The 19,736-nt window shown below is 47.1% G+C and carries 18 protein-coding genes; 17 read left to right on the plus strand and 1 reads right to left on the minus strand.

Annotation, left to right across the window (positions count from 1 at the left end; translation table 11 throughout):
• Positions 1 to 8 precede the first annotated feature (8 nt).
• Entirely contained in the window at positions 9 to 860 is an 852-nt protein-coding gene (locus ACG3M1_RS10820; protein WP_395815388.1) for a MerR family transcriptional regulator, read from the plus strand.
• Positions 861 to 932: 72 nt separating this feature from the next.
• Here the strand turns inward: ACG3M1_RS10820 and ACG3M1_RS10825 are convergent, their stop codons facing one another.
• Complete coding sequence (locus ACG3M1_RS10825; protein WP_055200792.1) at positions 933 to 1,373, minus strand: DUF3788 domain-containing protein; 441 nt, start codon at positions 1,371 to 1,373, stop codon at positions 933 to 935.
• 342 nt (positions 1,374 to 1,715) lie between these two features.
• Here ACG3M1_RS10825 and ACG3M1_RS10830 point away from each other — a divergent pair, with 342 nt between their 5' ends.
• From ACG3M1_RS10830 to ACG3M1_RS10905, 16 genes are all read left to right on the plus strand, one after another.
• A complete protein-coding gene (locus tag ACG3M1_RS10830; RefSeq protein WP_161128977.1) occupies positions 1,716 to 2,411 on the plus strand; it encodes a DinB family protein in 696 nt (231 codons plus the stop codon).
• An 889-nt stretch (positions 2,412 to 3,300) separates the two neighbouring features.
• Positions 3,301 to 3,990: a response regulator transcription factor gene (locus ACG3M1_RS10835; RefSeq protein WP_002608748.1), complete on the plus strand. Its 690-nt coding sequence runs from the start codon at positions 3,301 to 3,303 to the stop codon at positions 3,988 to 3,990.
• Positions 3,980 to 4,984 (plus strand): sensor histidine kinase, encoded by a 1,005-nt coding sequence (locus ACG3M1_RS10840; RefSeq protein WP_009269220.1) that lies wholly within the window; start codon positions 3,980 to 3,982, stop codon positions 4,982 to 4,984. Before ACG3M1_RS10835 ends, ACG3M1_RS10840 begins: the two co-directional genes overlap by 11 nt.
• Positions 4,985 to 5,434: 450 nt before the next feature.
• Positions 5,435 to 5,863 carry an IS200/IS605 family transposase gene (gene tnpA / locus ACG3M1_RS10845; RefSeq protein WP_002606802.1) on the plus strand — a complete coding sequence of 143 codons (429 nt, stop codon included), beginning with the start codon at positions 5,435 to 5,437 and terminating at the stop codon, positions 5,861 to 5,863.
• Complete coding sequence (locus ACG3M1_RS10850) at positions 5,835 to 6,938, plus strand: RNA-guided endonuclease TnpB family protein (protein WP_009269219.1); 1,104 nt, start codon at positions 5,835 to 5,837, stop codon at positions 6,936 to 6,938. The genes tnpA and ACG3M1_RS10850 overlap by 29 nt, the downstream gene beginning before the upstream one ends.
• Before the next feature lie 172 nt (positions 6,939 to 7,110).
• Positions 7,111 to 7,737, plus strand: a complete 627-nt coding sequence (locus ACG3M1_RS10855) for an ABC transporter ATP-binding protein (protein ID WP_009269218.1) — start codon at positions 7,111 to 7,113, stop codon at positions 7,735 to 7,737.
• Positions 7,734 to 10,319, plus strand: coding sequence for an ABC transporter permease (locus ACG3M1_RS10860; RefSeq protein WP_009269217.1), 2,586 nt, complete (start codon positions 7,734 to 7,736; stop codon positions 10,317 to 10,319). Before ACG3M1_RS10855 ends, ACG3M1_RS10860 begins: the two co-directional genes overlap by 4 nt.
• A 208-nt stretch (positions 10,320 to 10,527) precedes the next feature.
• Positions 10,528 to 12,009, plus strand: a complete 1,482-nt coding sequence (gene glpK / locus ACG3M1_RS10865; RefSeq protein ID WP_009269216.1) for a glycerol kinase GlpK — start codon at positions 10,528 to 10,530, stop codon at positions 12,007 to 12,009.
• A gap of 154 nt (positions 12,010 to 12,163) precedes the next feature.
• Complete coding sequence (locus ACG3M1_RS10870) at positions 12,164 to 12,586, plus strand: hypothetical protein (protein WP_008819319.1); 423 nt, start codon at positions 12,164 to 12,166, stop codon at positions 12,584 to 12,586.
• 489 nt (positions 12,587 to 13,075) lie between these two features.
• A complete protein-coding gene (locus ACG3M1_RS10875) occupies positions 13,076 to 14,248 on the plus strand; it encodes a CapA family protein (RefSeq protein WP_009269215.1) in 1,173 nt (390 codons plus the stop codon).
• A gap of 51 nt (positions 14,249 to 14,299) precedes the next feature.
• Entirely contained in the window at positions 14,300 to 14,719 is a 420-nt protein-coding gene (locus ACG3M1_RS10880) for an FMN-binding protein (RefSeq protein ID WP_008819317.1), read from the plus strand.
• Between the two features lie 142 nt (positions 14,720 to 14,861).
• The gene (locus tag ACG3M1_RS10885) at positions 14,862 to 15,242 is read left to right on the plus strand and encodes a NusG domain II-containing protein (RefSeq protein WP_008819316.1); all 381 of its coding nucleotides are present in this window, start codon (positions 14,862 to 14,864) and stop codon (positions 15,240 to 15,242) included.
• The gene (locus ACG3M1_RS10890; protein WP_008819315.1) at positions 15,242 to 15,736 is read left to right on the plus strand and encodes a Gx transporter family protein; all 495 of its coding nucleotides are present in this window, start codon (positions 15,242 to 15,244) and stop codon (positions 15,734 to 15,736) included. Before ACG3M1_RS10885 ends, ACG3M1_RS10890 begins: the two co-directional genes overlap by 1 nt.
• 28 nt (positions 15,737 to 15,764) lie before the next feature.
• Positions 15,765 to 16,022 carry a TIGR03905 family TSCPD domain-containing protein gene (locus ACG3M1_RS10895; RefSeq protein WP_002608758.1) on the plus strand — a complete coding sequence of 86 codons (258 nt, stop codon included), beginning with the start codon at positions 15,765 to 15,767 and terminating at the stop codon, positions 16,020 to 16,022.
• A gap of 93 nt (positions 16,023 to 16,115) precedes the next feature.
• Positions 16,116 to 17,930, plus strand: a complete 1,815-nt coding sequence (locus ACG3M1_RS10900; RefSeq protein WP_008819314.1) for an ABC transporter ATP-binding protein — start codon at positions 16,116 to 16,118, stop codon at positions 17,928 to 17,930.
• A complete protein-coding gene (locus ACG3M1_RS10905; RefSeq protein WP_395815391.1) occupies positions 17,896 to 19,731 on the plus strand; it encodes an ABC transporter ATP-binding protein in 1,836 nt (611 codons plus the stop codon). The genes ACG3M1_RS10900 and ACG3M1_RS10905 overlap by 35 nt, the downstream gene beginning before the upstream one ends.
• Positions 19,732 to 19,736 lie beyond the last annotated feature (5 nt).

Genomic DNA, 19,736 nt, shown 5'->3' on the forward strand with positions numbered 1-19,736 from the left:
AAACCACTATGAACAAAGATTTTTTCTGTCATCAGGATGAACCTGAAAAGCTGTATCGGATCGGGGTATTTTCACAAATGAACCATATAACAGTGAAAACACTACGCCATTATGATGAAATCGGTTTACTGAAGCCTGCTTATGTAGATGAGGACAGCGGGTATCGCTACTATACCTCGAATCAGCTGCTGCCGCTGCATAAGATACTGGCTCTTCGGGATATGGGATTCTCTCTGGAGGAAATACGGCAGGTGTGTAATGGCGCTTCGCAGGAACAGCTGTTGAAGAAAAGAAAACAGCAGCTGCTGAAAATCATGGCGGAAACAGGCGAAAAGCTGGCGCGTGTGGAGGGCTATCTGAGTGGTGGACATCTGGATGATGAATACCGTGTCATTCTGAAATCACTGCCAGCGGTTACCATTGCCTCTATGCGGGTACATCTCGACAGCTATGCGGATCTGTTTTATAAAATGCCGGATATGGGGCTGGAAATGGAGAAGGCAGGCTGTGAATGTAAGGAGCCGGAATACTGCTTTACCATGTATTACGATGATGAGTACCGGGAGCAGGATGTGGATGCGGAAATCTGCGAGGCGGTTACTGAAATGAAAGAGGATCGCGGTGATTTGAAATTTCGTGAGCTGCCGGCTGTTGAACTTGCTGCATGCGTCATGCATAAGGGGGCGTATCGTACACTGCCGCTGGCATATCGTGCCAGCGTTTCCTTTATTGAGGACAACGGCTACGAGATGATCGGGCATCAAAGAGAAGCCTATATTGACGGTATCTGGAACAAGGACAGTGAGGACGACTGGCTCACAGAAATCCAGTTTCCTGTACGCAAAATTCAGCGAACCTAACGCATAGAACAGGATACAAAAAAGCATGGAATCTTTTCTAGGAATCCATGCCTTTTTGTATGGCGCTCTTTTTCATTCAGACTCTGCAACATCATAGCAGCCTGCACGTAAGGCAAGCAGCTTCCAGATATCCTGATATACGCTGCCTTCATCCTCCACGTCAATCATCAGCCAGCGCTGTCCATTCCCTTCTGCTGTTTCCTGAATGATTTCCTGCATTGCATCACCGAGGTGCGGCAGCAGTGCTTCCAAATACGGCGCTTCTTTCTTGCCGATGACGATCAGCAGGGTGAAATACTGCTCCCGTGCATACAGGGTACAAAGATTTCTGCCTCTTTTTTTGAACTTCATATTCCATCCGTATTCCCATGTGCATCTGCTGAATTCCATTTGCGGTTCACAGGAAAAGATGTCCTTCATTGCCTGCAGAAATTTTTCAAACAGCTTGTTATGGATGACGGCGTAAAAATCCTCAATCTGCGGGATGTGTGTGCTGTCCTGCTGTATATCCATATAGTACCTCCTCATGCTTCATGTTTACAGTATACTAGGATTTCTTGCGTTTGTCTTGTCACAGAATGCGCAGGTTACAAGATTCGTACCGGATATGCAAGCAGGACTACATAGATGAATGTACGGTTTTATTCAGGGTATGGGCATGGTATAATGGGGGTAGAGATTTATGACGCACTATATTTCAATATATTGTAACGGGTGTTAGTAAGCTATTATGGAAATCGGCACAGAATTCCCTGTCATAGAGAGAAGGCGCTATGAGCCTTGATTATCTGTGATTCTGATGATGGCTGTAGGCTGTAAAGGAAGCGGCAATCCGGGAATCGAAAGGAGTATAGGATGAAATATTTTGGTGAAGGCTTAAGTGAACAGCATAAAAAGCTGCAGCATATGATTCGAAAGGAGCAGGAGCTGGAGGCAGCGAAGGAGCTGTTTCTTTCCCTTCATGCGGCATTGCATGCGTCCGCGGTTTCCGAAATGCCCTGCAATGAGGTGGATGCTCTTTTACAGGATTTACAGGAATATGAGTATGCAATTATGCCGACAAGGGAAGCGGAAACAATTGCCTGGGTTATCTGGCATATCGCACGCATTGAGGATCTGACAATGAATATGCTGGTGGCAAGGCAGGAGCAGGTATGGAATCCCGATTGGAAGCAGCGATTGCAGATCAGGCTGGACGATACAGGTAATGCGTTAACGGATGATGAAATCATGGATTTCAGTAAAACGGTTTGTATTCCTGAGCTGCTGGCATATCGAAATGCAGTCGGACGCAGAAGCAGACAGCTTGTACAGGAGCTTACGTTTGCGGATATGAAGCGTCACGTTTCACAGCAGGACCTCGCACGGATTCGTTTATGCGGGGGTGTAAGTGAGCATCCGGATTCCTTATGGCTTTTGGAATTCTGGGGCAAAAAGGACGTTGCCGGTATTCTTCTCATGCCGCCGACCCGTCATATTCTGCTGCATCTGAATGACTGCTGTCGCTGGAAGCTGGAAATCAGAAACAGAAAGCACCTGTATCGCAGCTGAGGATACAAGGCAAGCGGAGTGCATAGAAAAAGCGGATAGTGAAAGGATACGGTGCTTATTCGATTTCGGGGGATAAATAATAAGAGAATTCAAGCCTGTTGTATTTTTCAATGGAAATGGAATTCTCGTTTTTTTGTACTCTGAAGGAAGAATGAGTCAAGGATAGCTGCTATCCGTTTGTGATAAACAAAATCCGGGTAATCCATATCCATGTTATTGACAACATGATGCAGGGCTGCTGGTTACATGAAGAATGATGTGTGCTTCTACTTTCGTATAGGATTCAAAATGCCTTTACAGCGTGTTTTCTGTATGACGAACCGTACCGCTCAGAAGGCTGTAAAGGTTGCTGTGGGACTGCTTCTGTATGCATGAACTGGAATGGAAAAACGGGAAGGGTCTTTGTCATTCCATAAAGCATTGCGGTATATACAGCTTACTCGAAGAGGACATATTTTTTAGCGAGTGTCTGCCTGCCTTTATAGTTACTTATGGAAGGAAAATAGTATAGAAAACCTTCCATGATATTGTAAGGATTTCCATGATATGAAGAATTGCAGAGAGCTGATTCGATCCGATTTTCCAATACAGCAGCTTTAGAAACAGCAAGCAGAGCTATAGCATCAAGTGCATTCAATTATGCTGCTTTTAAAGACTCACTTAGCGGTGACCATAGCATAAAGGATGATTGAGCATGCGCTTTAGAACGAGGAACATGAGGATCAGCACTACATTCCCTGGGCTTGTCCGGATTCTGATATCCCGATGCCGCAAGGCTGTAAAAAATGGAATAGAAAATCTGTACAGCAGGTCAGATTGTGACAGTTTTGTCACAGACATAGACAGGGTGATATTTATTTTTTATAATACAGAAAAGGAAAGGTAGCGGATGCTTATGAAATTGCTGTTTGTTGAGGATGATCAGGCCATTGCGATGGGTCTTGTGTATACATTGAAAAAGGAAGGCTATGAGGTGGTGTGGTGCGACCATAAACGTTCGGCACTGCAGCAGCTGGATCAGCAGACGTTTGATTTGCTGCTGCTGGATGTCGGTCTTCCTGATGGAAGTGGCTATGATATCTGTACGTATGCAAAAAGCCGGCAGGATGTGCCGGTGCTGTTTTTGACTGCGCTGGATGATGAGGGGAATGTAGTGATGGGGCTGGACATGGGCGGTGACGATTACATTACAAAGCCGTTTCGAATCAATGAGCTGCTCAGCCGGATGCGAAGCGTACAGCGCCGCTATCACCGTCAGGAGGAGGATATTGTTCAGATACAATATCTAAGCATCTATCCTAAACAGGGAAAGGTATACAGGGAACAGGAGGAGGTGCTGCTTACTGCACTGGAATATCGTCTGCTCATGGTGTTTATCAATCATCCTCAGCAGGTGCTCAGCCGCTCTCAGCTGCTGGAGGGAATCTGGGATGCTGCCGGTGATTTTGTCAATGATAATACACTTACCGTTTATATTAAACGTCTTCGTGAAAAGCTGGAGCGCGATCCGCAGAATCCGTCGATCATTGTGACGGTGCGGGGGCTGGGCTACCGTCTGGAGCTTCATCATGCTGCGTAATACAGAGCTGCGTATCGCAATTTGGGCCAGCCTTGCGCTCATGCTGGTTACCGCCTGTCTTTTGCAGCCGATTTCAACCGCCGCCATGCTGATTACTTTTATTACACAGGGGATGCTTCTTACAATATATCTGCTGCTCAGCCGGTACCGCTATGCACAGCTGAAAAAGCTGTCAATGTATTTACAGCAAGTATATCAGGGCGATGGAGCATTTGATATTCCCCAATACAGGGAAGGAGAGCTCAGCATACTGCACAGTGATCTCTATAAAATCACGCGCACGCTGCAGCTGCAAAAGGAGAGTCTGCAGAAGGATAAGCTGTTTCTGGCAGATTCTCTTTCCGATATTTCCCATCAGCTGAAAACACCGCTGACCTCCATGATGATTATGAGTGAGCTGCTTCAGGATGAGGAATTACCCAGAAAGCAGCACAATCAGTTTGCGGATGCTTTGCGCCAGCAGCTGAAACGCATGGAGTGGCTGGTTTCCACACTGCTGAAGCTATCCCGCATTGATGCGCAGGTTTTACAGTTTCACCCGCAGCAGCTATCGGTGTATCAGCTTTTGCAGGAAAGTCTGGAGCCTCTGCATATCATGATGGAGCTGAAGGAGCAGACCTGTACACTCGTCTGTGATGAGGGGCTGGAGGTTACACTGGATATGAAATGGAGTGTGGAGGCATTGGGAAATATACTGAAAAACTGTGTGGAGCATACGCCGCAGCAGGGCAGTATTCATATTTCTGTACAGGATAATCCGCTGCATACCTGTATTCGAATCCAGGATAGCGGAAAGGGGATCCCGGCAGAGGAGCTGCCGCATATTTTTGAACGCTTTTACAGGGGAAGGAATGCCTCGATAGACAGCGCGGGAATCGGTCTTGCCATGAGTAAGGCGGTTTTTCAGCAGCAGAACGGCGATGTGGAGGCGATTGCCAGCGAACAGGGAGCCTGCTTTCTCATTCGCATTTACAAGGATGTGACAATTTTGTAAGCACGCCGTCACGAGGGTGTCATACCGATGCGGTATGCTGTAGAGGAGGAGGTAGCTTATGGAATTTTTAACAAATAACAGGCAGAATTCCCCCATCTCTGCGACGATAAGCAGATGGTGGGATGAATGCAGCCATTTTCCTTTATCCTTCACACAGGATAAATACGATTAAATTTCTTAGATTCAAAAAAAGCAAAAACATTTGAGAAATTTTGCTAATGCTTTTTTATGCATGTTGAGTGAAAAAATCAAGAGATGAGCACAATTACATATATGTGATATGACTTTGTTAAATAAGGAATTCCTGAATAATCTTCCATCTATATCTTAAGTCAAATAAATGCGTAAGTCCTGTCCTTTTTCTTTATGAATATGGTAAATCAGACCGCCTTGTGGTATACTATGAGTATAAAAATAGTTTCGGTCGATATTATGAGATGAGGTGTATTTATGCTAGATTTAGACAGTAATGCTCATTCAGTGTTTGCTCTCCATTACCATTTGATCATGACAACCAAATATCGGCGTCGTGTGTTCGATGATGTCATCAGTGATCGTGCAAAAGATATCTTTCTTCATATTGCCAGATCCTATAACATCTCTCTTCAAGAATGGAATCATGATGTCGATCATATTCATATCCTGTTCTCTGCTCACCCTAACTCTTGTCTTACGAAATTCATCAATGCGTATAAGAGTGCCAGTTCACGTTTATTGAAGAAGGAGTTTCCTGAAATTCGTGAAAAGCTTTGGAAAGAAGCATTTTGGAGTCAGAGCTTCTGTTTGATCAGTACAGGAGGTGTCACCACCGACATCATCAAAGCTTATATCGAAAGTCAAGGTGAGAAGAATGGTGTCAAGAAAAGGGTATCAGTTTAGAATCTATCCAAACAGGGAGCAAGAGATTTTCTTTACCAAAACATTTGGTTGTGTCCGTTTTTTGTATAATCATATGTTAGATGACAAAATCAAATATTATGAAGAAACTAAGAAAATGAAGCAAACGACACCTGCATCCTATAAGAAGGATCATCCATTTCTCAAGGAAGTAGATTCTTTGGCATTAGCAAACGCTCAACTACATTTAGAAGCTGCTTTCAAAAAGTTCTTCAAAGAAACAGATATCGGTTTTCCCAAATGGAAATCAAAGCATCAGGCGAAACAAAGTTACACGACAAATATGGTCAACGGAAATATCCGATTGTTTAGTACGATACAAAACCAGACGACCTATCTACGTTTACCAAAGGCAGGTAATATAAGGATCCATATGCATCGCATACCACAGGGGGTCTTAAAAGCAGTGACGATAAGCAAACAGCAGGACCGTTATATTGCGACATGTCTGTTTGAATATGAAAATAAAGTAGAAAGTAAAGAAGTGGTACATGTGTTAGGTCTTGATTATTCGCAAAAATATTTATATGTAGATAGTGAAGGTCAGGTATGTGACTATCCCCATTTTTATCGTGCGAGTGAGAAGCGATTAGCAAGAGAACAGCGCAAACTTTCCAAGATGGTCAAAGGAAGTAATAACTATAAGAAGCAAAGAAACAAGGTAGCCAAGCTGCATGCCCATGTAGCACAGCAAAGAAAAGATTTTCTACATAAAGAAAGCAGGAAGATAGCCAATTCCTGGGATATGGTAGTTGTAGAAGATATCGACATGAAAGCTATGAGCCAAGGATTACAGCTAGGAAAGAATCTCATGGATAATGGCTTTGGCATCTTGAGAAATTATTTGAAGTACAAGTTAGAAGATGGAGGAAAACGATTTATAAAGGTCGATAAATGGTATGCCAGTACGCAGATATGTAATCACTGTGGAGCAAAGAGAAAGATAGGACTGAATGAAAGAATCTATCAATGTCCGAAATGTGGTCATATAGAGGATCGTGATATCAATGCAGCGAAGAATATACGTGATGAAGGTATACGATTACATAGAGGTTAGAAAATAAGGATTACAAAGAACCGCTGGACGAGCGGGGATAGCTTGCTTATGCTTAGGACATCGGTTCTATCGAACAAGAAGCTCCCACTTCTATGCTAGTCATAGCATAAGTGGTGAGAGTACGTCACGAGTAGAGCATTTAACAAAACGGTACGGACAGGGGGAGGCGCAGGTGAGTGCGCTGGATGATGTGTCCTTCTGTGTGGAGCAGGGTGAATTTGTCGCCATTGTAGGGCCGAGCGGAAGCGGTAAATCCACGCTGCTGCATCTGCTGGGCGGTGTGGATCGGCCAACCGGCGGCAAGGTGTATGTGAGTGATAAGGATATGTATGCACTCGATGAAACCGCACTGGCGATTTTTCGCAGAAGACAGATTGGTCTGATCTATCAGTTTTACAACTTGATTCCGGTACTGAATGTGGAAGAAAACATCACACTTCCCCTGCTGCTGGATAATCGCAGCGTCAATACGCAGCAGCTGGACAGCATGGTAGAGGCACTGGGGCTGAAGAAGCGATTACAGCATCTGCCCAGCCAGCTCAGCGGCGGACAGCAGCAGCGCGTTTCCATCGGTCGTGCACTGATGGCATCTCCGGCCATCGTACTGGCGGATGAGCCGACCGGAAATCTGGATCGGGCCAACAGCAGGGAAATCATCGACCTGCTGAAGCGCCTGCATGATGAGCTTCACCAGACACTGATCATCATCACACATGATGAAGGCATTGCTTTGCAGGCAGATCGGATTTTAAAAATAGAGGACGGTCACATTGTGCGTGATGAGGTGATTCGCCGATGAATATCATACAGAAGGTGACATGGAAATGCATGAAGGCCGCTAAGCGCAGAACGATGGTCACCATCTTTGGTGTTATCCTGTCTGTTGCCATGATTGCGGCCGTTTCAACCATCGCACAGTCCTTTCAGGATTTGATGCTGCGCAATGCCCGTTCCAATTTCGGAGATTTTGAAATGGAATTTTATGATGTTCCTGCCAAACAGGCAGAAAAGCTGGTAAAGGACTCCCGCATAAAGGAAAGTCTGATTTCCTATCACGATACCTGTGCATTCTTGAAGGATGTAAAGGATGCGCAGCGACAATATATACAGCTTCAGGTCTATGATATGGAGCACCTGCATCTGAATGCCTTGCAGCTGGTGAAGGGAACGCTCCCGCGCCAAAAGAATGAAATTCTGTTGTCGGAAAGCTTTATGGAAACAAGCGGTACCGCCTGGAAAATCGGAGACAGTATAACTCTGCCTATCGGTTATACGCTACAAAAGGATGGAAGCCGGTCATATTCCCAATGGAATTCGGATGATGCGACAGGTGAAAGCTTTCATCAAACCGGGGAGCGTACCTTTCGTATCACCGGTATTATGGATGATGGAAAGGTGCATTTCGGAAGCCAGAACTATGCCTTTTATCTGCCGTTTCAGGGAAATGAGGGGACTTTGGAAAACCGGTATGTCATTTCCTTTACGATGAAGGAGCGAACTGCATCCATTTATGAGGATGCACAGCAGCTTGCAGAGGATTACGGTCTGCAGGATGTACAGATCAATCCCAACAATACGCTGCTGATGTTTTACGGTATCAATGACGATAACGGTTTTATGACGACAATTACGCTTGCGACGGGGATGGTGGCTCTCATTATTATGATCGGCTCGATTTCTCTGATTTACAATGCGTTCGCCATTTCGTTATCACAGCGAAGCCGTTATCTGGGAATGCTTGCCAGCATTGGTGCTACGCAGAAACAGAAGCGCTCCTCCGTTTTCTTTGAAGCGTTTGTGATTGGTGCCTTTGCAATTCCAATCGGTATTCTATGCGGCTATGCAGGGATCGGTATCACCTTTCTTTGCATCCAGCCGCTGATTCAGGGGATGTTTGAAACCATGGTGGAGCTGAGGCTTGTCATTACCTGGCAGAGTGTGCTGGTTTCCGTTCTGTTTTCCTTTATCGTCCTGCTGATCAGTGCCTGGCTGCCAGCACGGCGTGCTTCGCGTATCACACCGATCGATGCGCTGCGGCAGAATCAGGATGTCAGTATCCGCGTAAAGGATGTGCGTAGGACACGCTGGATCCGCAAGTGGTTCGGCTTTTCCGCCGCGCTGGGTGCAAAGAACATGAAGCGAAGCAGACACCGCTATTATGCCACATTGTTTTCACTGATTATCAGTATGGTTCTCTTTATGACGGCTTACAGCTTTTCCACCTTTATTTCACAGGCCTTTTCAATGGCACAGGGGGAAATACCGGCTGATGTAACCGGAGGAATGAATGGATACAGCCAGCCGGAAGGGGATGCGATACGAGAACAGCTGTCCCGGCTTCCCTCTGCCGAAGAGTTTCTCTATATGGAAAGTGTGACGCTGCAGGATCATTCGACCGCAGCCTACAGCGATCAGCTGCAGCAGCTTTTGGATGAGCAGGGACGGCATTTTGATGAACCGCAGCAGCGCTTGTCTTTTGAGATTATCGCTTTGAATGATCAGAGCTTTGCCCGCTATGCCGGGGAGGTCAATGCTTCTATGGAAGACTTTACAGGCAGTGATGCTCAGGCGATCCTGCTGAATAAGCTGACCTGCAAAAAAGAGAATACCTTTACCGATTACCGGCTGCTGGAGAATGCGGAAAAGGGAATGACGCTGCAGGCCGCTATGGATAAGCGCTCCTATGAAACAGCGATACATGTTGCGGCAGTCAGTGAAGTGCATCCATGGTTTATGCCGGCCAATGTTGATGATATTCATACGATTTATCTGATAACGAATGAGCAGTCCATGCGGATTTTGAAAAAACAGCTGCAGCTTACACAGGACATGCTTTCCATGAAGTTTCAGTATCGCTCCTCTCAGCCCTATGCACTGGAAAATGAGCTGACACAGCTGCAGTCTCAGCATCCGGCAGGAACGATTTTCAAAAGCAATATCCGGGCATTGAAGGATCGGCAGAATCAGCTGTCGCTGTTTCTGAATGTCTTCCTGTATGGCTTTGTGGCACTGATCCTGCTGGTCAGCGCAGCCAATATTTATAACACGATTTCCACAGGAATCGCCTTGCGCAGACGGGAATTTGCCATGCTGAAATCCATAGGAATCACACCGGGCGCCTTTCGCGCAATGATCCGTATGGAAATTATGCAATATCTGGGCAGGACCATGCTGTTTGGCATACCGCTTACACTGCTTGTCATCTACGGTGTGTACGCAGTTCTGCAGCGTAATTTCGCCTTTGCCTTTGCATTTCCGTGGCAGGGACTGCTGTTTATCATCCTTCTGCTGGCGGCTTTGCTGTTTATGAGCATGCGCCTGGCACTGCAGGCGATGAAGCACGATAATCTGATGGAAACGATTCGACAGGAAAGCATATGACCGGATTGTATGCCGTTGGATACATCCCTGTCAGGAATAGGGAAAGCAATCCGGTTATCGCGAATGCAGCTGTAGGTATCGGTTGGTGAATCCATAAAGCTTCCTTGTTCATGAAATTGAAAAAGGGTGAACAGAGACCTTGGAATCCTGTGTAAACCGCTATCATTCTATGGTATAATGAAAGAAAATAACGAAGGAGGAAGCTTATATGACATCCTATATTATGGCGATTGATCAGGGAACGACCAGTACCCGCGCCATTCTGTTTGATAAAGCCAGCAACATCGTCGGAGTAGCGCAAAAGGAGCTGGAAAATTATTATCCGCATCCGGGCTGGGTGGAACAAAACGCAAACGATATATGGGCAAGTACCATCGGTGTGATGTTTGAGGTGCTGGCCAAAACCGGTGTAAGGGATACCCAGGTGGCTGCCATCGGCATCACCAATCAAAGAGAGACGACAGTTGTCTGGGATAAGGAGAGCGGTCAGCCGATATATTTCGCCATCGTCTGGCAGTCCCGTCAGTCGGACACCTATTGCCAAAAGCTGAAGGAGCAGGGGCTGGAGGGGATGATTCGCGAAAAAACCGGTCTGCTTCTGGATCCGTATTTCTCTGCCAGTAAGATTCGCTGGATACTGGATCATGTGGAGGGTGCTCAAGCGCGTGCGGAAAAAGGGGAGCTGCTGTTCGGAACCATGGATACCTGGCTGCTGTGGAAGCTGACCAAGGGAGCGAAGCATATGAGTGATGTATCCAATGCGTCCCGAACGATGCTGATGAATCTGAAGACGCTGCAATACGATGAGGAGCTGCTGAAGCTATGGAATATTCCCCGCTGTATGCTTCCGGAAATCCGTGATTCCAGTGAGGTGTACGGGGTTACCAGTGGTGTGTTTGATCATCCGGTTCCGGTTGCGGCATTGATCGGTGACCAGCAGGCGGCCCTGTTCGGACAGACCTGCTTTGATGCGGGAAATGTAAAAAACACGTATGGAACCGGCTGTTTCCTGTTGATGAATACAAAGGAGCGCCCGATTCACTCCGCACACGGGCTCGTCAGCTGTGTTGGCTGGAGAATCCGGGGGGAGACGGATTATGTTCTGGAGGGCAGCGTCTTTGTCGCAGGAGCTGCCATACAGTGGCTTCGCGACGGCCTGAAAATTCTGCACAGCAGTGCGGAAAGCGAGCAGCGTGCCCTGCAGGTTGCGGATAGTGACGGTGTATATGTCGTACCGAGCTTTACCGGTCTGGGTGCTCCATACTGGAAGCCGCAGGTAAAGGGCGGTATGTTTGGGCTGACCAGAGGCACAACACAGGAGCATATCATACGTGCTACGCTGGAAGCTCTGGCATATCAGACCAATGATGTACTCCAGGCGATGAAGCAGGACAGCGGACTGGACATCGCACAGATGCAGGTGGATGGTGGTGCCAGCCGCAACGATTATCTGCTGCAGTTTCAAAGTGATATCACCGATACGTGCATTGTACGCTCCACCATCAGTGAAACAACTGCACTGGGGGCTGCCTACCTGTCCGGGCTTGCCATGGGCTTTTGGAAATCCAAGGAAGAAATCCGTTCCCAGTTTCAGGTATCACGGCGCTTTACACCACAGATGGATGCGCAGCAAAGAGCAGCCTGTCTGCAGGGCTGGAACAAAGCAATCCATGCGATTCTTGACTTTTGATGGTTACTGGAAAATATTAACTTGTGAAAACATGAGCAAAACGGTTGACGATTCTTTATCCTATCTGTTACCATAGGATTGCCAGCATCATATCATACGATGAGGGACAATCAAAGCGCTGTTATCATACAGCCACATGGAGGAGAATATTACGATGAAAAAACTCACAGTACTACTAGCAATGACGATGTTACTAGCAGCCTGCGGCGGTAATTCCGAGCCTGAAAAAAAAGGAAACGGTGAATCCGCAAAAGACAAGAATGGAGACTACGCGACTGCTGAAATCACGGTACAGGGTGATGATGTCGTTGCCATCAATCTTGACGAAACAAAAGAGGGAAAATCCAAAAAAGAGCTTGGCGACAAATATGGAATGAAGGCCGCAAGCAAGAAAGCGAAAAAGGAATGGGATGAGCAGGTGGAATTCCTGGAGAATTACATTGAGAAAAACGGTCTGGACAAGGTCGAAATGAATGATGCAGGCTATCCTGTGAATGACGATGTTCTGGCTGGCTGCACCATCAATGTGAAAAATCTGATGGATGCGGCAAAGAACGCAAAGGACAACGCAAAATAAAATAGCCTGTGAAAGACGGAGATACCAGCTATCTTCGTTTTTTTTTGTGCAAATCCGGATTTCAGCTTCCTGTCTGCAATCGGATTCATCGTATTTTTAAAGCTGTATATAGCAAATGTTTTTGCTTTTTTTGAATCTAAGAAATTTAATCGTGTTTATCCTGTGTGAAGGATAAAGGAAAATGGCTGCATTCATCCCACCATCTGCTTATCGTCGCAGAGATAGGGGACTTCTGCCTGTTATTTGTTAAAATGTTACAAAAGGGTACCACCAATCTATGCTTCCTTTTATGATACACGGTTTGCGGCTGCTTTATCAGCTGCTTTGGGCATGGTCTGTCTCAATGTAAGTACACGCATGACATGCATGCACGTAATCATAGAACCGATTTTCAGACAGGTGATTTTTCGCTGTTTGTGTGCCATTTCTCTTAACAGAGCTGTTCTTTTATACTATAATGTACAAATTAAAGGGAAGGAAATTATCTGTATGAAAAAAATACTTATGCTGTGCTGTATGATGGCTATGCTGCTTGGAGGCTGCAGCAGACAGCAACCGGCGCCGCAGCCAAAGCCGAAAAAGGAAAATCCAGTCCGCAGTGTATCACTGAGCTTTACCGGAGATATCCTGATGGAGGACGCATTATACAACTGGATGGGAAAGGGATACAGCTTTAAAAACTATTTTGACAAGGTAACCCCCTATCTGGACAGCGATCTTGTCATCGGGAATCAGGAGGTTGTGCTCGGCGGCCGTGAGCTGGGAATCACAGGCAGTGACTATACCTTTAATGCGCCTGAGGAAATCGCCAAACAGCTTCCAGAGATCGGCTTTAATGTTTTGACCTTCGCTAATAATCACAGCTATGATCGTGGCATGCAGGGAATCGTGAACACCCGAAGGAATCTGGAGGACGCCGGTATCCGAACAACCGGGGCTTATGAAAATAAGGCGCAGCGAGATGATATTCTCGTCGTGGAACGAAACGGGGTACGGTTTGCGATTCTCGCTTATACCTACGACACCAATCAGCCGATTGACGCTGAAAACGGCTTTGCGGTCAATCATTTTCTCAATGAGGGGCATGTGTTTGACGACCGCTGTAAAAAGCAGCTGGCAAAGGATGTGCAGAAAGCAAAAGAGCAAGCGGATGTGGTGATTGCGGCGATGCACTGGGGAACCGAATTCACCTATGAGCTGGATGCTGCGCAGCGCGATGCAGCAGTCTTTCTCAATGAGCAGGGCGTGGATATCATCATCGGTAACCATCCGCATTGTCTGCAAAGGGTGGAGACCTTAACGAATGCACAGGGAAAGGAAACCTTTGTTATGTATTCTCTCGGTAATTTTGTGTCAGCGGCTATGGGGGTTGACCGTGCCAGCGAGCAGTTTACCAATATGTATGAAATCGGCGGTATCGTGCAATGTGATGTGGAGTTTCATACAGAAACAGGAAAAACAGAAGTGAAAAATAAAAAAATGATACCGATCGTCAATCACTTCGATGCCTCCTATGATAACTTTCAGCTGCTTCCGTTTTCTTCCTATAGCGAGGAGCTGGCGGCAGAGCATGGTCAGCGTACCGTCAGCGCTGATTTTACCTATGCATGGCTCAGGGAACAGCTGAAGCAGCTGTATGACGGTGAAATCACATGGCAGTAGTATAAACGGGTGAAATGATCGCATACTAACAGCAGCGAAAGGATGATATGCATGAAAAAGCAGGTAATGATGCTGGGCCTTTCCGTACTGCTGTGCGGCTGCGGCGGAAAGAGCGTGGAAAAGGAAGGTACGGGAACCTATACGAATGACAGCGGGGAAAAGACAACAGCCAGAGTCAAATTGAAAAATGATAAGATTGCCGAGGTCGAAATCGATGAAACCGCCAAGGGAAAGGATAAGACCAAAAAAGAGCTCGGTGAGGACTATGGTATGAAGCAGGCCAGTCCGATCAAAAAGGAATGGAATGAACAGATTGCCTTCTTTGAAAAATATGTCGAAAAGCACGGCATCGATAAAATCAAGCTCAATCAGGATGGCAAGGCAGAGAATAATGATGTGAGAAGCGGCTGTACCATCAGCGTGGACGGCTTTATAAAAGCCATTCAGGATGCAGAGAAAAATGCAAAATAGGTAACAGGATATCTGCGGGCTGTAAAATAGCCGATGCAGATATCTTTTTTTCTTTCAAATGGTGTCAGCTTCTGCATTCTTTCACGAAAAAGGTTTGCAAAGCGTTTTCTCTCGGGTATAATATAAGAATGTTGGAGGATCTATGAATAAAGCGGATAAACTATTTATTATGATCGTCGCAGTTTGTGCCTGTCTGCTGTATGTCCCTTTGATCTGGAGCGCATACCGTGATGCAGGGCGGGAAAAGGAAGTTGTTGTCAGCTATAAGGATCGTGAAATACTCAGAAAGAGCCTGTCACTCAACGATGTGTATACCGTAAAGGGAACACTCGGCGACGTGCAGGTGGAGGTAAAGGATAAACGTGTTCGTGTGGAAAAGGAAAACAGTCCCAATCATCTTTGTTCCATTCAGGGATGGGTGGAGGATGCCAATCGTCCGATTGTGTGTCTGCCCAACAATATCGTCGTACAAATTGAAGCAGGCGATGTGCGAGATGATGATGTGGACACGGTGATACAGTGATGAGCCGCACACAGAGGATGACAACGATCACAATGCTGACGGCTGTCAGTATTCTCTTTCATATGATTGAATCCATGATTCCCGTGCCCGTACCGGTACCGGGATTCAAGCTGGGTCTGGCCAATATTGTCGGCCTGATCGCGTATTATCTGTTTGATGCCAGGGTGATGCTGTCGGTCAACATCATGCGGGTTGTACTGGCCTCTTTGTTGAGAGGGATGCTGTTTGGCACCGGCTTCTGGCTGTCGATGTGCGGCGTACTGCTGTCGACACTGGCCTGTATCCTTGCCAGAAAAACACCGATGAGTATCTATGGTGTCAGTGTTGCGGGAAGCAGCGCCCATGCGATCGGACAGGTCATTGCGGTAACGCTGATTTACCAGCAGTTCTTCATGCAGGCAATCCTGCCGGTACTGATATTGCTGGGCATCCCGACCGGACTGTTTGTGGCACATGTCGCAAAAGCGGTTCTGAAACGAATACACATAGAATGATTGCGGTTGATTGAGGAGGAAATTGGATATGGAAACATTTGTATATAGACCAAAGGGCGTATGCTCAAGAGAAATGCGTTTTGAGATGGACGGCGATATCATTCGCAATGTAACCATCGTTGGCGGCTGTGCCGGCAACCTGCTGGGCATTTCGAGAATTATAAAAGATAAAAAAATAAGTGAAGTACTGGATGCATTTCGTGGGGTTCGCTGCGGAGCGAAGCCGACATCCTGCCCGGATCAGATCGCAGAGGCGTTGAGTGAATACGCCAGAAAGCTGGGATAGGCAGGATCTCTGTGCCTGTGGCACAGGGCTGTGAAGGCATAAGGGAAATAGGCTTATTGCCTATTTTTTTCGTTTATAGAGAGGAAGGGGATTATGAAAAAAATACGATTTGTATGGAGATATGTAAGGCCGTACCGTTATCAGTTTGTACTGATTCTGCTGGATGTGGCTGTATATTCCTTGTTTATGCTGGCAGCGCCGCTGATCATTTCCTGGATGATTGACAATGTCATCAAGGGAGTGCCGTTTGACAATGCTTTTTTACAGCAGCTGGTGGATATGGCAGGCGGTATGGAGGCGTTGCAGTCTCATTTGTGGATTGGTTCCGCGCTGGTCGTGGGAAGCTATCTGATGGTAGCCTTTGCGATCAACCGCAGAAGTATGCATGCCGGTAATGTCGCGGAAACACTGGCATTGAATGTGCGCAATGATTTATATGACCATCTGCAGAAGCTGCCGTTTTCCTATCATAAAAGCAGGGACAGCGGGGATTTGATTCAGCGAAGCACCTCGGATATCGAAACGGTGCGCAGATTTCTGGCGAATCAGTTTTCCGAGATGCTGTTTGCGATTTTGAATGTCACGCTTGCATCACTCATTCTGTTCAGCCGCAGTGTGAAGCTGACACTGGTATCCATTGCACTGATTCCGCTGATTCTGATTGCCAGCTATGTATTCTTTTCCAAAGCGAAGAAAATTTTTCTGGAATGCGATCTGGCGGAAAGCTCCATGACCACCGTGCTGCAGGAAAATCTGAATGCCATGCGTGTGGTAAAGGCGTTTCATCAGGAGCAGCATGAAATTGATAAATTTGAGGAGGCAAATGATGCATACCGCAAAAAATATTTCGATCTGATGCATGCTTTGGCACTGTTTTGGAGCGGTACGGATTTTCTGGGACAGATGCAGATTCTGGTCATGATTGTTTTCGGTATCGGTATGGCGCTGCAGGGAGAGCTGAGTGTCGGTACATTCTTTGTGTTTGTGATGTATGAGAGTACCATTGTATGGCCGCTGCGTCAGCTTGGAAGGATTTTGTCCGATCTTGGTAAGGTCAGCGTTTCCATCACACGAATCGAGGAGGTGCTGCAGGAGGAGGCAGAGGATCTGGAGAGCGGGCTGCGGCCGGATATCAGCGGAAATATCTGCTTCGATCATGTTAGCTTCCGTTATGAGGATGGAAGCCGGCATACGCTGCATGATCTGTCGTTTACCATTCGTGAGGGAGAACGTATTGCCATCATGGGGCCGACGGGGAGCGGAAAATCCAGTCTGGTGCATCTGCTGAGCGGCATCTATGACTATGATCGGGGCAGCATAACCATCAACGGTGTGGAGCTGCGCGATATCGCCAAATCATGGCTGCGCCGTCATGTGCAGATCGTCTTGCAGGAACCGTTTTTGTTTTCCAAGACGATTTATGAGAATATCCATCTGTCCGATCATCATGCGATGAAGGAGGATGTGGTGGAGGCTGCCCGCATGTCCTGTATTCACAATGATATCGAGGAGTTTGATCAGGGCTATGAAACAATGGTTGGAGAAAAGGGGGTTACCCTGTCCGGGGGACAGAAGCAGCGTGTGGCGATTGCACGATCCCTGCTGGCGAAAAGTCCGATCATGGTGTTTGATGATTCTCTGTCCGCACTGGATATGAAAACGGATGCGATGATACAGGAAGCCCTGCAGGATATCCGCTATTCCATGACGATGCTCATGATCACTCATCGTGTGGCTTCCGCACAGAACGCCGATCGTATTCTTGTTTTAGAGCATGGACGTCTGGTACAGGAGGGAACGCACGAGGAGCTGATCAAACAGGACGGCTTGTATCGGCGAATTTATGAAATTCAGAAGGAGGGAGGTGAGGCATATGGCACAGCGCATCATGAAGGAGCAGGAGTTTGAGAGTGATGTATTCGACCGCGGCACGTGGCAAAAGGTTTTCCAGCTGCTGTGGGAGCATAAGAAAAGTGTGATTCCGCTGATATTCTTTAACACCATTCTGGCGGTTACCGATGTCATCATGCCGCTGCTGAACCGCTACGCCCTGAATACGTATGTCGATGATCAAACAGGCGCAGATACCCTGCCGGTATTCATCCTTGTTTATGTCGGAATGATACTGGCTCAGTGTCTGCTGGTATACCTGTTTTTCCGTCTTGCCGCAAGGGTGGAGAGTGATTTTGGTAAAAATCTGCGGGAGAAGTGCTTTCGCAAGCTGCAGGAGCAGACCTTTTCCTATTTTGACCGCACTGCAAACGGCTGGCTGATGGCCAGAATCACCTCGGATACGGCGCGTCTGGCAGAAACGCTGGCATGGGCCTTTGTCGATGTGGTGTGGGGGATCTTCGTCATGCTGGGAATCAGTGTTGTCATGCTGCTTGTCAACTGGCAGATGGCATTGTGTGTACTGGTGGTTGTACCGCTGCTCTGGTTTGTCTCCCTGTATTTTCAGCGCCGCATCCTCTCTGCTCAGCGGCAGTCAAGAAAAGCCAATTCCCGTATTACAGCTTCCTTTGCGGAAGGGATCAACGGTGCCAAGACAACAAAGACATTGGGCATTGAGCATCAGAATTACAATGAATTTCAAAAGAAAACCGATGATATGAAGCGCTATAGCATGCGGGCCTTGCGAATCAATGCCATCTTTCAGCCAATCGTTTATCTGCTGTCTGCTGTCGTTATCGCCCTGCTGCTGTATGTGGGCGGGGAGCAGGTGCTTTTGAAAACCATTCAGTTTGGAACACTGGCGATGTTTATCAACTATGCGCAGCTGTTCTTTGATCCGCTGAAGCAGATTGCCCGTGTGCTTGCGGAGATACAGATGGCGCAGGCAAGTGCGGAGCGCGTGGTTGCATTGCTGGAAGAGGAAATCGAAATCACGGATTATCCGGATGTCATCGAGCGCTATGGAACCCTGCTGAAGGAGCATACAGATGCCTACGAACCCCTTTATGGGGATGTGGTATTTGACCATGTGAATTTCTATTATTATGAAAATGAGTCCGTTCTGCGTGATTTCTGTCTGCAAGTGAAAAAAGGACAGACGGTAGCGCTGGTTGGGGAAACCGGTTCCGGGAAAAGCACCATTGTCAATCTGCTCTGTCGCTTCTATGAGCCCTGCTCGGGACGTATCCTTATGGATGGCAAGAATTTAAGAGAGCGCAGTGTGGGCTGGCTGCATTCCCATATCGGCTATGTACTGCAGACGCCGAATCTGTTCAGCGGCACCATACGGGATAATATTCGTTATGGCCGTCGAGACGCCAGTGATGAAGAGGTGGAGCAGGTTGCCCGCCTGATTCAGGCACATAATTTCATCAGCCGTATGGAAAAGGGCTATGACACTGAAGTCGGTGAGGGCGGAGATCGTCTGTCAACCGGACAGAAGCAGCTGATTTCGTTTGCAAGAGCCATGCTGTGTGATCCCGCTATCGTAATTTTGGACGAGGCGACAAGCTCCATTGATACTGAAAGTGAAAAGGCGATCCAGTATGCGATGGATCAGCTGCTGCACGGTCGTACAAGCTTTGTGGTTGCGCACCGTCTGAGTACGATTGTTTCAGCGGATATCATTGTCGTGCTGCAGCACGGGGTGATCATCGAGCAGGGAACACACGAGGAGCTGATGGCAAAGCAGGGATATTACTATGAATTGTTTACTTCTCAGTATCGCCAGGAGCGCATACAGCGCTGTATGGAATGATACCT

It is taken from the genome of Clostridium sp. 10cd* (assembly GCF_044336395.1).
Lineage (GTDB): Bacteria > Bacillota_I > Bacilli_A > Erysipelotrichales > Erysipelotrichaceae > Clostridium_AQ > Clostridium_AQ innocuum.

Coding starts and splice junctions, on each gene's coding strand:
- ACG3M1_RS10880 (WP_008819317.1), top strand. CDS start 14,300: ATGAAAAAGCAGGTAATGATGCTGGGCCTTTCCGTACTGCTGTGCGGC.
- ACG3M1_RS10820 (WP_395815388.1), top strand. CDS start 9: ATGAACAAAGATTTTTTCTGTCATCAGGATGAACCTGAAAAGCTGTAT.
- ACG3M1_RS10895 (WP_002608758.1), top strand. CDS start 15,765: ATGGAAACATTTGTATATAGACCAAAGGGCGTATGCTCAAGAGAAATG.
- ACG3M1_RS10870 (WP_008819319.1), top strand. CDS start 12,164: ATGAAAAAACTCACAGTACTACTAGCAATGACGATGTTACTAGCAGCC.
- ACG3M1_RS10860 (WP_009269217.1), top strand. CDS start 7,734: ATGAATATCATACAGAAGGTGACATGGAAATGCATGAAGGCCGCTAAG.
- ACG3M1_RS10890 (WP_008819315.1), top strand. CDS start 15,242: ATGAGCCGCACACAGAGGATGACAACGATCACAATGCTGACGGCTGTC.
- ACG3M1_RS10835 (WP_002608748.1), top strand. CDS start 3,301: ATGCTTATGAAATTGCTGTTTGTTGAGGATGATCAGGCCATTGCGATG.
- ACG3M1_RS10830 (WP_161128977.1), top strand. CDS start 1,716: ATGAAATATTTTGGTGAAGGCTTAAGTGAACAGCATAAAAAGCTGCAG.
- ACG3M1_RS10825 (WP_055200792.1), bottom strand. CDS start 1,373: ATGGATATACAGCAGGACAGCACACACATCCCGCAGATTGAGGATTTT.
- ACG3M1_RS10885 (WP_008819316.1), top strand. CDS start 14,862: ATGAATAAAGCGGATAAACTATTTATTATGATCGTCGCAGTTTGTGCC.
- ACG3M1_RS10905 (WP_395815391.1), top strand. CDS start 17,896: ATGGCACAGCGCATCATGAAGGAGCAGGAGTTTGAGAGTGATGTATTC.
- ACG3M1_RS10850 (WP_009269219.1), top strand. CDS start 5,835: ATGGTGTCAAGAAAAGGGTATCAGTTTAGAATCTATCCAAACAGGGAG.
- ACG3M1_RS10900 (WP_008819314.1), top strand. CDS start 16,116: ATGAAAAAAATACGATTTGTATGGAGATATGTAAGGCCGTACCGTTAT.
- tnpA (WP_002606802.1), top strand. CDS start 5,435: ATGCTAGATTTAGACAGTAATGCTCATTCAGTGTTTGCTCTCCATTAC.
- ACG3M1_RS10875 (WP_009269215.1), top strand. CDS start 13,076: ATGAAAAAAATACTTATGCTGTGCTGTATGATGGCTATGCTGCTTGGA.
- ACG3M1_RS10840 (WP_009269220.1), top strand. CDS start 3,980: ATGCTGCGTAATACAGAGCTGCGTATCGCAATTTGGGCCAGCCTTGCG.
- glpK (WP_009269216.1), top strand. CDS start 10,528: ATGACATCCTATATTATGGCGATTGATCAGGGAACGACCAGTACCCGC.